We start from the raw sequence: 13,807 nt of genomic DNA, 5'->3' as shown, positions 1-13,807 counted from the left end.
GCCCCGTCACTCCTCGATCGCGCCGCCGACCCGGCGCAGGTGGGCGCGGAACGTGTACGCGGGATCGGCGGCGCGACGCTCCAGGTAGTCGGCGAAGGCGGTCTGGGCGCGCAGCGTCTCCCCGGACCGGATCCGGTGTGCCTGCACCCGTTCGGTCCGCCGGATCCCCTCCGCGGTGGTCAGTACCTCACCGGCGCGGGCGGCGGGCAGGAACAGCACGCCGTCGTCGTCGGCGACGACGAGGTCGTCGGCGGTCACCAGGTGCGCCCCGAACCGGGCGCTGGTCAGGGTGGCCGGCTCCCGCTCGTCCAGGCGCGTCGGGCCGAGCGGCAGGCTGCCGTAGCTGAACACCGGCAGACCGATCTCGATCAGCTCCGGGGTGTCCCGGTGCAGACCCCACACGACCAGCCCCGCGACCCCGGCCGTGCCCGCCTCCAGCGCGGTCAGGTCACCCACGCAGGCCTCGTCGGTCCGCCCGCCGTTGTCGACCACCAGGACGTCACCCGGCGCCGCGTGGGCGTACGCCTCCAGGAACACGTCCACGCTGCCGTGGTGTCGTACCGGCAGCACCCGGCCGGCGAGCCGGTGGCCGGCCACGACGGCCCGGACGCCGGCCGGCGCCGCCCGCAGCGGCACCCCGAGGCGTACGCAGGCGTCGGCGACGGTCGGCGTGGACAGGTCGGCGAAGCGTTCGATCACGAGGTTCCTCCCGACAGGTGCGGCGTGGCCGGCTCGCCACCTCGTTCCACCGAACACGGCGGGACCTCCGGCGGCCAGATCCAGTTCCCGATCGGCGGCCACCTCCGAAGGAGGCCGGCAGGACTACTTCCCGGCACAGCGGGTAGCCGCCGCCGGGCGGCGGGCGCCGTCGAGGGGATGTGGAGGTGCCATGGAAGCCACGATCGTCGGCGTGGTGATCGTCGTCGCGCTCCTGGCGCTGGTGGTCGCCCTCGGTGTCCGGATCGTCCAGCAGTACCAGCGCGGCGTCGTCTTCCGTTTCGGCCGCGTCGTGTCGCCCGTCCGGGAGCCCGGCCTGCGCCTGATCATTCCGGTCGTCGACCGCATGGTGCGGGTCAGCATGCAGACCACGGTGATCGCCGTGCCGGCGCAGGGCGCCATCACCCGCGACAACGTCACCCTGACCGTCGACGCGGTCGTCTACTACCGGGTGGTCGACCCGGTCAAGGCCCTCGTCAACGTGCGGGAGTACCCGGCGGCCGTCCTCCAGATCTCGCAGACCGCGCTGCGGTCGGTGATCGGCAAGGTCGACCTGGACACCCTCCTCGGCGACCGGGACAAGGTCAACGAGGACCTCAAGAACGTCATCGACGCCCCGACGGAGGGCCCGTGGGGCCTGAGCATCGAACGGGTCGAGGTCAAGGACGTGGCGCTGCCGGAGGGCATGAAGCGCTCGATGTCGCGCCAGGCCGAGGCGGAGCGGGAGCGCCGGGCGCGGGTCATCGCGGCCGACGGCGAGTTCCAGGCGTCCCGGCGGCTCGCCGACGCCTCCCGGGCGATGGCGGCCACTCCGGGCGCGTACCAGCTGCGGCTGCTGCAGACCGTGGTGGACGTGGCGGCGGAGAAGAACAGCACCCTGGTGATGCCCTTCCCGGTCGAGCTGCTGCGCTTCTTCGACCGGTTCTCGCAGTCCGTCACCGAGGCCGCCGCGGCGCCGGGCCCGGACGGCCAGGTGCAGACGGCCGGCGAGACGGCGCAGCCGCCGGCGTCGGTCAGCGGTGACGGGCACCAGCGCGACGGCCTCCAGCGGTAGGGGCCGACTGCCGCCCGCCCCCATCGGACCACCGCCCCCGGACGGCGTCGCCTCCGCACACGTCCTCAGGAACTTCGCGCGCCCGTGCGTCCGCGCCCGCCCATGCCCACCGACCGTGGTGATGAGTTCTCGCGCCCGCACCCGTCACACCTAGGACGGGACACGACGAGACGCGAGGATGGCGTGATGAGTGCGGACACACGGCTGGAGGACACGGGCGTGAGCGGTCTGGGGGAGGTGGACGAGCGGGCGTTCTCGGGGCTGGCGGAGCGGCACCGGCGGGAGCTGCACGTGCACTGCTACCGGATGCTCGGGTCGTTCGAGGACGCCGAGGACACCGTGCAGGAGACGTTCCTCCGGGCCTGGCGGCGGCGGGAGACCTTCGAGGGACGGTCGACGTTCCGGGCCTGGCTGTACCGGATCGCCACCAACGCCTGCCTGGACCTGCTCGCCAAGTGCCGCCCGGAGCCCGCGACCGGCGGCGAGGTGCGGTGGCTGCAGCCCTACCCGGACCGGCTGCTCGACGAGTTGCCCGCGGGCCATGCCGACGAGCCGGAGACCGTCGCCGTCGCGCGGGAGACGATCGAGCTGGCGTACCTGGTCGCGGTCCAGCACCTCGCGCCGCGCCCGCGGGCCGTGCTGATCCTGCGGGACGTGCTCGGCTGGCCGGCGAAGGACGTCGCGGAGCTCCTCGGGGACTCCGTCAACTCGGTGAACAGCGCGCTGCAGCGGGCCCGCGCCGGCATGCGGGAGCACCTGCCCGCCGAGCGGCAGGACTGGACCGGCGGCGAGGAGGACGCCGGCACCCGCGAGCTGGTGCGCCGCTTCACCGCCGCCAGCGTGGCCACGGACATTCCGGCGCTCACCTCGATGCTGCGGGAGGACGTCCGCTGCTCGATGCCGCCCACGCCGGGCCTGTATGTCGGCCGCGACACGGTCGTCGACAACTGGGTCGAGGACGGCTTCGAGGGCCTGAAGGGTCTGCGCGGGGTGCCCACCTCCGTGAACCGGCAGCCCGCCGTCGCCTTCTACCTCTGGCGGGAACAGGAGGGCGCGTACCTGCCGTTGACGATCGACGTCCTGCGCGTCACCGGCGGAGCGATCACCGAGATCGTCACCTTCCACGGCGACCGGTTCCCGCGGCTCGGGCTGCCGGAGCGCCTGCCGGCGAACGGCACGGAGTAGTCCGGTGGTCCAGGCACCCCGTACGCCCGGCGGGGTCCGCGCGGGCGGCCGCGCCGGCCGGTCTCAGACCGCCGCCGCCGACTCCGCCGCCGGTTCCCCCGCCTGTCCGGGTACGACCACCGCGGGCACCTTCGGCAGGGTGAACACGAACCGCGCCCCACCCGTGTACGTCTCGTCCAGGCTGAGCGTGCCGCCGTGGTACTCGACGATCTTCTTGCAGACCGCCAGCCCGATGCCGGTCCCCGGGTACGTGCCGCGCGGGTGCAGCCGCTGGAAGATGACGAAGATCTTGTCCGCGTACCGGGGGTCGATGCCGATGCCGTTGTCCGCCACCGCGAACGACCAGAACCCGTCGGCGTCGTCCACCGTCACGCTGACCGCCGGGGCCCGGTCGGGGTGGCGGAACTTGACCGCGTTGCCGAGCAGGTTCTGCCACAGCATCGTGAGCAGCGTCGGGTCGCCGTGCACGACCGGCAGCGGGTCGCACGTGATGCCCGCCCCCGCCTCCTCGACCGCGCGGGACAGGTTCGCCTCGGCCTGCGCGAACGCCGCAGCCAGCTCGACCTCGCGCAGCTCGGCGTAGACCCGCCCGATCCGGGAGAAGGTCAGCAGGTCGTTGATCAGCTCCTGCATCCGGCTCGCGCCGTCGACGGCGAACCCGATGTACTGCCGGGCCCGGTCGTCGAGCTGGTCGTCGTACCGGCGCTGGAGCATCTGGCAGAACGACGCCACCTTGCGCAGCGGCTCCTGGAGGTCGTGCGAGGCCACGTACGCGAACTGCTCCAGGTCCTCGTTGGAGCGGCGCAGCTCCGCCGCCTGCTGCTCCAGGGCGTCCCGGTCGTGCTGGCTGCGCTCCAGCGCGTCGACCACCACCTGCCGCATCGACTCCACGTCGGCGGTGAGTCGGGCGATGTCCGCCGGCCCCTCCGGACGCAGCCGGTGCCGGAAGTCGCCGCCGGCCACCTGGCGCACCGAGGCGCCCAGCCGCTCCAGGGGCCGCAGCACGGCGGTGCGGACCAGCACCGCGGCGACGATGCTCGTCGCCAGCAGCGCGGCGAGGATCGCCACGAAGGTGAGGTCGCGGAGCCCGCGCGCCCGGTCCAGGTCGTCCCGGCCGGCCGCGCGGAGGCCGTCCAGCCGTGCGGCCAGCCCGTCCAGCTCCGCACGAGCCTCCTCGGAGGCCGCCGTCGCCCGGACCACCTCCGGAGTCAGCTGCTGCGGTGTGGAGCCGCCCCGTCGCGCGGCGACGAGCCGCTCGGCGAAGTCGGACCGCCAGGCCGCGACGCGGGTCTCGACCCGGTCCAGGTCGCCCAGCGCGTCCGGCTCGTCCGCCAGCAGCCTCCGCAGGTGGGCCACCGTCTCCCGCTCGGCGTCGACGCCCTCCCGGTACGGGTCGAGGAGGCCCTCGTCGCCGGTGACGGCGTACCCCCGTACCGCCGCCACCTGGTGGAGCAGGTGCACCTCCAGCCGCCCGACGCCGGTCCGGGCCGGAGCGATCCGGTCGGCGAGCCGGTCCGACACGGCGGCGGTGTGGCGCAGCGCGACCGCGCCGAAGCCCCCGCCGGCCAGCACCAGAGCCGTCATCGTCAGCAACATGACACTGAGCCAGCGGCGGGTCGTCAGGCGCCCGCCGCTCGCGTCCGGTGAAGTGGTGCCACTACTCACGGCCTGCACCTTAGACCAGCCGGCCGGTGCCGGCGCAGGGTACGACGGAGGGCTTGCCCCGGGGTGCTACCAGTGGCCGTGTGCCCGTGATCGACCATGCCGCCACGACGCCCGCCCCGTTGGCGACGACCGGGGGGCCGGAAGCACCCGTTGCGCCGATGGCCGGCCGTGGCGGCGCGACCAGAATGACCACCGGGGTGGTCCGTCCACCCCGGACGGAGGGGGTGACCACGTGACCGGTTGGCGGCTCTCGGGCTATCGCACGGTCCGCCAGCTCGGCGCCGGCGCGTCCGGCCGGGTGGACCTCGCCGTCCACGAGGTCACCGGCACGCCGGTGGCCATCAAGTACCTGACCGCCGACATCGGCGACGACCCCTCCTTCCGCGAGGCGTTCCGGACCGAGGCGCGGCTGCTCGCCGACATCGACGACCCCCACGTGTCCCGGCTCTACGAGTACGTCGAGTCGCCCGCCGGCGCGGCGATCGTGATGGAACTGGTCAACGGCGTCTCACTGCGGCAGATGCTGCGCGCGCACGGTGCCACCACACCGGAGTCGGCGCTGTGCGTACTCAAGGGTTCGCTGGCCGGGCTGGGCGCGGCCCACGAGCGTGGCGTCGTGCACCGCGACTACAAGCCGGAGAACGTGCTGGTCACCTCCGGGGGCGCCAGCAAACTCGCGGACTTCGGCATCGCCATGCCGGTGGGCGAGAGCTCCGGCGTCAGCGTCACCGGCACGCCCCGCTACATGGCCCCCGAGCAGTGGACCGGAGCCCCGGCCAGCCCGGCCTGCGACATTTACGCCGCCACCGCGACCTTCTACGAGTGTGTGACCGGCCGCCCACCCTACGACGGCCGGGACCTGTTCACGCTGCGCCGCCAGCACGCCGAGGCGCCGATCCCCACCGAAGCGGCGCCCGAGCCGCTGCACGACCTGTTGCGGCTCGGCATGGCCAAACGGCCCGACGAGCGACCGCAACCCGCCCAGGTGTTCCTGGCGGTGCTGGAGCAGGTCGCGGCCGACGCGTACGGACCGGAGTGGGAGGAGCGGGGGCTGGGCGGCCTGGCCCGACGGGCGGCCCTGCTCGCCGCGCTGTTCCCGTTCCCCGACGGCACCGGCGGCGCCACCAGCGTTGCCAGCACCACGCTGGGGGAGGGCTCCGGCCGGTGGAGCCGCCTGCGTACCGGCCGGGCGCGGACGGCGGTGCTCGCCGGTGCCGTGGTGGTCGCGCTGGTGCTCGGCGGCGCCGGCCTGAGCTACGCCTCCCGCGACGAGCCACTGACCACCGCCGGGGGCGGTCCCGAGCCCGCCGCCGCCACCACCGTCGGCCCGCCGTCGGCCACCGCGACCGACCCGGCGACACCGACCGCCACCCCGACGGTCACGGCGTCGGCGTCGGCGTCGGCCGTGCCGACCGCTCCCGCCACACCGACCGGTGATCCCGCGCCGACCACGTCCGCCCCGCCGGACGTACCGACCACGACGGCCCCACCGACGACCGCGCCGCCCCGCGTGACACCCACCACCAGTCCGCCGCCTCCGCCGGACCGGGTCGCGCCGATAGTCGGAAAGGTCGCCGCGAGTCCCGGCACGCTCGACCCGGCCGGCTGCCCGTACGGCCCGACGGCCAGCACGGTCACCGCGTCCGTCACCGACGACCGCACCACGGCCGGCAAGCTGCGGGTCAGCTTCCGGTACACGCTGGAGGGCCGTACGGCGACGGTGGCGATGACGTCCGCCGGGCGCTCGGTCTTCACCGGCGTCCTCGGCGACCTTCCCCGACCGGGCAACACCGCCCGGATCGAGGTCCGGGTGGTCGCCGTCGACGCGGCGGGCAACACCTCGGCGGCGAGCGCGCCGGCGTACGTGAGCCTCTACTCCTTCTGCACCCCGGGCTGACCGGGGCGACCACGTCGACCACGAGGACGGAGAGCGGGCCGCCATGAGCCAGCCGAACGACCCCACCGAGGCGCTGCCCACCGACCGCGTCCCCACCGATCGCGTCCCCGCCGACGGCGCCACGATGCGGCTGGGTCCGCACCGTCCGGCCCCGCCACCGGACGAGGTCACGGTCCACCTGCCAGCCGGTGAGTCGACCGTCCACCTACCGGCGGGCGGTCCGACCGTCCACCCGCCGGTGGAGGAGGCCACCGTCCACCTGGCGGGCGAGCAGGCGACCACCCGCTTCGCGGCCGACGCGGCGACCGTCCACGTCGGCGACGAGACCGTGGACCTGCGTCGCGGTGTCCCGCCGGTCGACACCGGCACCGACGAGCCGACGGCGCGCCTGCGGACGGAGGCACCGACGACACGCCACCGGACCGACGGCGCGACCTACCGCACCGGCACGCACCCGACCCGGTACCCCACCTCGGCGGAGTCGACCGCCGCCCATCCGGGCCGGACCACCGGGGCCGCGCCGATCGCGCCGGGGCGTACCGGATCGGCTGCGGTCGGGAACGTGGGCGGTGAGGTGCGGTTCGGGCCCGGCGTGCCGACCACCCCGCCGGCGGCGCCCGCGTGGCCGACCCCGGCGCCGCCCGCCCGCCGCCGACCGCTGTGGCGGACCGCGACGTCGGTGCTGTCCGGCCTGCTCACGGTCGCCCTGGTGGTCGTCGTCGGGCTCTACCTCTGGCAGCGGCTGCGCCCCCTGGACGTCGGCGGGGTGACCGTGGCGGCGCCGGCACCGGCGGGGTGCGACGCGACCGTGGACGTGGTGGCGACGGTGACCACCAACGGGCGGGCGGGAGAGATCCGCTACCAGTGGCTGCGCTCCGGCAGCACGCCCGGCACCCTGCTCACCGAGCGGGTCGGCCGCGGCCAGCGGACGGCGACGCTGACGCTGCGCTGGGCGTTCACCGGTGTCGGCTCCACAACGGAGACCGCCACGGTCAACATCGTCTCCCCGTCGCCGCTCCAGGCGCAGGCCCCGGTCGTGTACGACTGCCGGCGCTGACCCGCCCCCACCACGCTCGGTTGTTTCCCGCGTGGCCCGTCCGGGTAGGTGCCGACCCGACGGAAGCGGACACGCGTGGTGGAGGCATAGAGATGTCGGACAGATTCGGTGACGCGGTGGGCGACGCCCTCCGCGCGGTGATGCTCTTCCTGCCGAAGGCCGTCGCCTTCGTGCTGATCCTGGTGGTCGGCTGGCTCATCGCCAAGGCCGTGCTCAAGGTCGTGGACAAGGTGCTGGAGCGGATCGGCTTCGACCGGGCCGTGGAGCGCGGCGGGATCCGTCGGGCGCTGGCCCGTTCCCGCTACGACGCCAGCGACATCGTCGCCAAGCTCGCGTACTACGCGGTCCTGCTGGTCACCCTCCAGCTCGCCTTCGGCATCTGGGGCCCGAACCCCATCTCCGACCTGATCGCCGGCGTCATCGCCTGGCTGCCGCGCGCCTTCGTCGCGATCGTCATCGTCGTGGTCGCCGCCGCGATCGCCAACGCGGTGCGCGACATCGTCAGCGGTGCGCTGGGTGGCCTCTCCTACGGCCGGATCCTCGCCACCATCGCGTACGTCTTCATCCTCGGCCTGGGCGTGATCGCCGCGCTGAACCAGATCGGCGTCGCCACCGCCGTCACCACCCCGGTGCTGATCGCCGTGCTGGCCACGATCGGCGGCATCCTCGTCGTCGGGGTCGGCGGCGGCCTGGTCCGTCCGATGCAGAGCCGCTGGGAGTCCTGGCTGGCCCGCGCCGAGCAGGAGTCGCAGCTCATCGCCACCCACGCCCGCGCCTACCAGGCCGGTCGCCGGGACACCGCCGCCCACCTCGCCGGCTCGACCACCGACGCCGACACCACGCAGGTCGTCCCGGCCACCGGCGACGCCGACGTCACCCAGCCGGTGCCGGGCGGCACCGACGCCACTCCAGCGGTGCGGGCGTACGACGCCGACACCACCCAGGTCACCTCACGCGCCGGGACCATCCCGGCGCAGCCGACCGCCGAGGACGCCGAGGCGACGATGGTCATCCCGTCGCCGGACGGGGAGAAGTACCGCCGCTGACCGGTCGGTCACCGCGTACCGGGGTGGGACCCGCAGGGGTCCCACCCCGTCGTGTGTCCGGAGCGAAACCCGTGGCCCGGACGTCGACCGCCGTCTACGATCGCGGGCATGACCTGGCGATGTTGATCCACAACTAGGGGCCGTTCCCGTGGGCCGCCCCGGCCGCCGTCCGTCCGGCGTCCGCTCCGATCCCACGGGAAGGCCTCATGACCCTCATCTCCGTACGCCCGCCCGACCGCCCGGTCCACCGGCTGGCGGCGACCCTCTACGGGTACGCGTTCCTCAGCGAACTCGTCCTGCTCTACCCGGTGTACGCCCTGCTGTTCAGCGACACCGGCCTCACGGTGTGGCAGATCTCCACGCTGTTCGTGATCTGGTCGACCAGCAGCATCCTGCTGGAGGTGCCCTCCGGCGCGCTCGCCGACGCGCTGTCGCGGCGGCTGCTGCTCTGCCTGGCGCCACTGGTCACCGGTGCCGGGTTCGCCCTCTGGGTGCTCGCCCCGTCGTACCCGGCGTTCGCCCTCGGCTTCCTCCTCTGGGGCGCCGGTGGGGCGTTGGCCTCCGGCGCCCTGGAGGCGCTGGTGTTCGACGAACTCGACCGCCTGGGTGCCGCCGGTCGGTACGCGCGCACCATCGGCCGGGCGAAGACCGCCGGCACCGTCGGTGTGCTGCTCTCGATCCTGCTGGCCAGCCCCGTGCTGGCCGTCGGCGACTACCTCGCGGTGGGGGCGGCCAGCGTCCTCACCTGTCTGGCCGCCGCCGCCGTCGCGACCCGCTTTCCCGAACACCGCCACCCCGGCACGACGCCTGCCCGGGGCGCCGGCGACGGCGACACCGACGACGGTGACGACCTCGGGTGGTGGGCGAGCCTGCGCGCCGGGCTCGCCGAGGCCCACACGGACCGGGCCGTCCGGGCGGCGGTGCTGCTGGTCGCCGCCGTCAGCGGGATCTGGGGCGCCCTGGACGAGTACACGCCGTTGCTCGCCCGCGACACCGGCGTCACCGAGGCGACCGTGCCGCTGCTGCTCCTGCTCACCTGGGTCGGGGTCAGCGTCGGCGGGCTGCTCGCACCGGCGGGGGAGCGGTGGGGTCGTCCCGGGTACGCCCTGCTGCTGGCGCTCTCCGCCGCGGTCCTGGCCGCCGGTGCGCTGCTCGACCACCCAGCCGGCTTCGCCCTGATCGGGGTGGCGTTCTGCGGCCTCCAACTCGCCACCGTGCTCGCCGACGCCCGTCTGCAGGCCCGGATCACCGGCGCCAGCCGGGCCACGGTCACCTCGCTGGCCGGCATGGCCACCGACGTCACCGTCATCGCCGTGTACGCCGCGTACGGTCTGCTCGCCACCGGGGCCGGCAACGGGATCGCCTTCGCGGTGGCGGCCGCGCCGTACCTCCTGGTCGCGCTGCTCCTGCTGACCGGTGCCGGTACGGTCGCGCGGAGGACGACCCGGCAGACGGCCGGGCACGTGGGGTGACGGACGGCCCGGCGGCGGTCGACGCGACCGCCGCCGGGCCGTTGCTCAGGCTTCCCCCTCCAGGAGCTGCTTGAGCGCGGTGAGCCGGTCCCGCCAGTACGCCTTCAGCTCGGCCGCCTGCTCCGGCCCGGTGAGCTTCTCGTGCTGTACGGCGACCCGGGACTTCGTGTCGCCGAGCGGGGCGAACCCCACGACCAGCCGGGTGGGCCCGCCGGCCCAGTCGGCCCGGAACGTCCTCGGCGCCGTGGCGGTACGCACCCGCACCTCGACGTCGGGGAGCCAGCGTCGGCGCAGCGTCTCGTCGGCGAAGGCGTCGAACAGCCGCCCGACGGGCACCGCCACGGTACGGCTGCCGGTGGCCTCGAACCCGCCGCCGCGGCGCTGACCGGGCGCGCGCAGGCCGCGGGCCTGCTCGTACCCGACGGTGATCGTCTGCGCCCACCAACCGGGCACCTCGTGCGTCGTCACCAGCCAGGCGGCGATCGCGGTGTGGGTGTGCTCCGTGCCGCCCCAGCCGTCGAGGAGGGCGAACCACTCGTCCCAGCCGCGGCCGGTGCGCTCCCGCAGCAGCGGGTCCGGTGTGCGGGCCAGCTGCCCGGCGGTGCCGCCCGAGCCCGCCGGCGGCTCGGTCGGCCGCGTCCCGGCCGGCGGCAGCTCCGCGGTGGTCGGCTGGTCGGCGGTCGGCTCGGCCGGCACCGGTCCGGACCGGTCGGACGTGCCGCCGGTGGTGCGGACCGACAGGTGCCGGCGGGCGGTGGTGTAGCTCTCGCCGGTCTTGGTCATCCGGGCCCGTACCCGGGCCTTGAACGCGCGGTGACTGGTCATCACATGCTCCCTGTCCACGGCACGGTCGCAGGACTCACGCTCCCGTCGACCCCGCCGGAGTGGGGCATGTGGCACCGCGTCCCGAGGGCTCAGGCCCCCTTTGCCTCCGCGAGGCCGGCGGCGTGAGCACCGGGAGGGAGGTGAGGCGCAGGACGGCGCCGGAGCCATCGTAACCCCGTGGTTCCCCGGCGTGCACGCCCTCGCCGGTCAGGTCGGTTCGGCGTCCAGGTAGACCCAGCGCCCGTCCTCGCGCACGAAACGGCTGCGCTCGGTCATCGTGGCGGCCCGGCCCCGCTCGCGGTACCGGGCGCGGAACTCCACGGTGCCGGTGGCGTCGAACAGGCCGCCGCGTGCGGTGTCGACGACCTCCAGGCCGGTCCACCGGTCACCCGGGTCCAGGCGCAACCGTGCCGGGCGGGTCGAGGAGTGCCAGCTGCGCAGCAGGTACGCGGCGTCGCCGACGGCGAAGGCGCTGTAGCGGGAGCGCATCAACGCCTCGGCGGTCGGCGCGTCCGCCTCGCCCCGGTGTAGCCGGCCGCAGCACTCGTCGTACGGCAGGCCGCTTCCACACGGACAGGCTCCCGGTCGCGTCTCCACCGGCTCATCCTGTCGCACCGGACGATCGCGACGCCGAACGGCCCCCGGTAGGGCGGTCGGGACGTGGAAGCGTCAGCGGGAGGTGCGCGGTGTCCGTCGGCTGCCGAACGACTCCATGGTCGTCGCGCGGCGAGCCGGCGCCTTCTTCTCCACCGCCTTCGTCGCGGGTGCCTTCTTGGCCGGTGGGTTGGTGGCCGGCGCCTTGCGGGCGCGGGTCGGCGCCGCCGTGGCGGACGTGGCCTTCTTCCGGGCGACCCGGGCCGTCGTCTCCGTGGGCTTCTCGCCCGGGCTCTTGGCCGCGGTCGCCCCGGCGGCCCGCTTCGTCGCCGTCGCCACCTTCTTGGCCGCCGCCGTCCGCTTCATCGGGGCCTTGCGCGCCCCGGTGGCCTTCCTGGCCCGCCCTGCGTCCGCCATCGTCGCTCCTTCGCGAATCGGCCCTGGGGGCAGTGGCTTCCCCGGGCCCCGGCGGTCAAACGCCGTGGCCGGCGAGGTCGACCGGGAGCGGGACGGGGCGCTTGCAGGCGCGGTCGTCGCCGGACGACCGGCCGCGGGCGTGCCGGGCCGCCCACGGCAGCAGGTGCCGCCGGGCCCACCCCACCTCGGCGCGGAGAACCTCGTGCCCGCGCCGGCGCGGCGGCGTGTCCAGCGGCCGGGTCCACGCGTCGTCGGTGCCCGGAAGACCGACGGTGTACGCGAGGGCGGCGGCGATCCGCTCGTGTCCGGCGCTGTTGGCGTGCAGCCGGTCGTCGCTCCACAGGCGAGGGTCGGAGGCGACGGGGTGCGCCGCGAAGTCCAGCAGGGTGGCGCCGGTCTGCGCGGTGACCGCGCGCAGCGCCGCGTTGAGCGTCACGATCCGGCCGCGCAGCGGGCGGGCCAGCGGCATCACCGGCACCGGGTCGGGCAGCGTGAACGTCAGGACGGTGGCACCCTGCGCGACCAGGGCCTCCTGCATCGCCCCGACGTCCTCGGCGATGCGTGCCGCGTCGAAGGAGGGGCGCAGCACGTCGTTCATCCCGGCGACCACGGTCGCCAGGTCCGGTGCCAGGTCCAGCGCCGGTTGCAGCTGCTCGGCGCGGATGCGGGCGGTGGTACGACCCCGGATGGCGAGGTTCGCGTACTCCAGCCCGCCGTCCTGCGACCGCGCCACCGCGTACGCGAACCGGTCCGCCCAGCCCCGATACCCGCCGGCGCCGTCCGGGTCGTCGAGCCCTTCGCTGGTGCTGTCACCGATCGCCACGTATCGCTGCCACATGCCCGCGAGGGTAGTGGCGCGGGGATCACGCCTCCTCGTGGGCCCGCTGCCGGGGGACCCCGGTCACGTCCTCGTCCTTGAGGAACAGGTACCAGTAGGAGGTCGCCACGAAGACCACCGCGCCGACCAGGTTGCCGAGGAACGCGAACAGCCAGTTGTTCAGCACGTCGGGCCAGCCGATGCCGGGCACGCCCGCCCAGATCGCGGCGGGCAGGAAGAACATGTTCGCCACCACGTGGTCGAAGCCCATCGCCACGAACGCCATGATCGGGAAGAAGATGCCGAGGACCTTCCCGGAGACGTTGTCGGCCGCGAGCGCCAGCCACACCCCGAGGCAGACCAGCCAGTTGCACCCCACCCCGCGCAGGAAGATCTGCCACTCGCTCTCGTGCAGCGCCTTGCTCTCGGCGATCCCGGCCAGCCGCTCGTACGCCATCCCGGCCGGCGCGCCGGCGTCGCTGCCGGTGTCCCCGATCACTCCCGTGGAGACGGCCAGGAAGTACGCCACGAACATCGCGCCCAGCAGGTTGCCCAGCAGCGTGAGGGTGAGGTTGCGGGCGACGTCGCCGATCGACAGGCGGCCGTTCATCGCCCCGATCGGCACCAGCAGCATGTTGCCGGTGACCAGGTGCGAACCGGCGATGACGACCAGCACCAGCCCCAGGGTGAACGCCGCGCCGGTGAACAGCGTCGGCAGGGTGCCCCACGTCGCCGGGTCCAGGCCGGCCGACACGACGATGGCGACCAGCGCCCCGAAGGCGATGTACGCGCCGGCCAGGAACGAGCCGACCAGTGTCTTGTCCCAGCGCAGCTGGGCCTTCTTCACGCCGGTCGCCACGGCGGCCTGGGCGATCTCGGCGGGCTCCTTGGCGGCCATGCGTCCCTCCTCGCCTCGGGTCCGGTGCGACCCTCGACGGCCCTCGTACCCCGAGGTGCCCCCTTGACGCCCCAGGCACAGAGACAATCAGCAATACCCACCCTGCCCCCGCCTCGGCCCCGCCCGCTCCGCCCCCGCCCTAGCCCCGCCCGCGATCTTGCAG

Annotated in this window: 13 protein-coding genes; 6 read left to right on the top strand and 7 right to left on the bottom strand. The window is 74.6% G+C overall.

The window, feature by feature from the left end; translation table 11 throughout:
- Positions 1–6: 6 nt before the first annotated feature.
- On the bottom strand, positions 7–699 hold the full coding sequence (locus ACTMSW_RS12380) for an RraA family protein (RefSeq protein ID WP_441180716.1): 693 nt from the start codon (positions 697–699) through the stop codon (positions 7–9).
- Positions 700–889: 190 nt separating this feature from the next.
- Between ACTMSW_RS12380 and ACTMSW_RS12375 the strand changes: the two genes are divergently transcribed.
- Both ACTMSW_RS12375 and ACTMSW_RS12370 read left to right on the top strand, forming a co-directional pair.
- The gene (locus tag ACTMSW_RS12375; protein ID WP_441180715.1) at positions 890–1,771 is read left to right on the top strand and encodes an SPFH domain-containing protein; all 882 of its coding nucleotides are present in this window, start codon (positions 890–892) and stop codon (positions 1,769–1,771) included.
- 183 nt (positions 1,772–1,954) lie between these two features.
- Positions 1,955–2,956 (top strand): RNA polymerase subunit sigma-70, encoded by a 1,002-nt coding sequence (locus ACTMSW_RS12370; RefSeq protein ID WP_441180714.1) that lies wholly within the window; start codon positions 1,955–1,957, stop codon positions 2,954–2,956.
- Between the two features lie 63 nt (positions 2,957–3,019).
- On the opposite strand, the gene ACTMSW_RS12365 is transcribed toward ACTMSW_RS12370, so the two are convergent.
- Positions 3,020–4,540: a sensor histidine kinase gene (locus tag ACTMSW_RS12365; protein ID WP_441180713.1), complete on the bottom strand. Its 1,521-nt coding sequence runs from the start codon at positions 4,538–4,540 to the stop codon at positions 3,020–3,022.
- A 313-nt stretch (positions 4,541–4,853) separates the two neighbouring features.
- Here ACTMSW_RS12365 and ACTMSW_RS12360 point away from each other — a divergent pair, with 313 nt between their 5' ends.
- The 4 genes from ACTMSW_RS12360 to ACTMSW_RS12345 all read left to right on the top strand — a co-directional run bounded on the left by ACTMSW_RS12360 (position 4,854) and on the right by ACTMSW_RS12345 (position 10,093).
- Positions 4,854–6,518 carry a protein kinase domain-containing protein gene (locus tag ACTMSW_RS12360; RefSeq protein ID WP_441180712.1) on the top strand — a complete coding sequence of 555 codons (1,665 nt, stop codon included), beginning with the start codon at positions 4,854–4,856 and terminating at the stop codon, positions 6,516–6,518.
- Between the two features lie 43 nt (positions 6,519–6,561).
- Positions 6,562–7,575, top strand: a complete 1,014-nt coding sequence (locus ACTMSW_RS12355; protein ID WP_441180711.1) for a hypothetical protein — start codon at positions 6,562–6,564, stop codon at positions 7,573–7,575.
- Positions 7,576–7,667: 92 nt separating this feature from the next.
- Entirely contained in the window at positions 7,668–8,621 is a 954-nt protein-coding gene (locus ACTMSW_RS12350) for a mechanosensitive ion channel family protein (protein WP_441180710.1), read from the top strand.
- A 206-nt stretch (positions 8,622–8,827) separates the two neighbouring features.
- Complete coding sequence (locus ACTMSW_RS12345; RefSeq protein ID WP_441180709.1) at positions 8,828–10,093, top strand: MFS transporter; 1,266 nt, start codon at positions 8,828–8,830, stop codon at positions 10,091–10,093.
- A gap of 45 nt (positions 10,094–10,138) precedes the next feature.
- Here the strand turns inward: ACTMSW_RS12345 and ACTMSW_RS12340 are convergent, their stop codons facing one another.
- From ACTMSW_RS12340 to ACTMSW_RS12320, 5 genes are all read right to left on the bottom strand, one after another.
- Positions 10,139–10,918: a hypothetical protein gene (locus tag ACTMSW_RS12340; protein WP_441180708.1), complete on the bottom strand. Its 780-nt coding sequence runs from the start codon at positions 10,916–10,918 to the stop codon at positions 10,139–10,141.
- A gap of 207 nt (positions 10,919–11,125) precedes the next feature.
- Complete coding sequence (locus ACTMSW_RS12335) at positions 11,126–11,515, bottom strand: YchJ family protein (protein ID WP_441180707.1); 390 nt, start codon at positions 11,513–11,515, stop codon at positions 11,126–11,128.
- 72 nt (positions 11,516–11,587) lie between these two features.
- Positions 11,588–11,929: a hypothetical protein gene (locus ACTMSW_RS12330; RefSeq protein ID WP_441180706.1), complete on the bottom strand. Its 342-nt coding sequence runs from the start codon at positions 11,927–11,929 to the stop codon at positions 11,588–11,590.
- A gap of 55 nt (positions 11,930–11,984) precedes the next feature.
- The gene (locus ACTMSW_RS12325) at positions 11,985–12,767 is read right to left on the bottom strand and encodes an SGNH/GDSL hydrolase family protein (RefSeq protein WP_441180705.1); all 783 of its coding nucleotides are present in this window, start codon (positions 12,765–12,767) and stop codon (positions 11,985–11,987) included.
- A 25-nt stretch (positions 12,768–12,792) separates the two neighbouring features.
- Positions 12,793–13,644 carry a formate/nitrite transporter family protein gene (locus ACTMSW_RS12320; RefSeq protein WP_441180704.1) on the bottom strand — a complete coding sequence of 284 codons (852 nt, stop codon included), beginning with the start codon at positions 13,642–13,644 and terminating at the stop codon, positions 12,793–12,795.
- Positions 13,645–13,807 lie beyond the last annotated feature (163 nt).

This window comes from Micromonospora sp. BQ11 (assembly GCF_052068135.1).
In the GTDB taxonomy this organism is placed as follows: domain Bacteria; phylum Actinomycetota; class Actinomycetes; order Mycobacteriales; family Micromonosporaceae; genus Micromonospora.
This window is presented reverse-complemented; position numbering and strand designations above follow the sequence as displayed.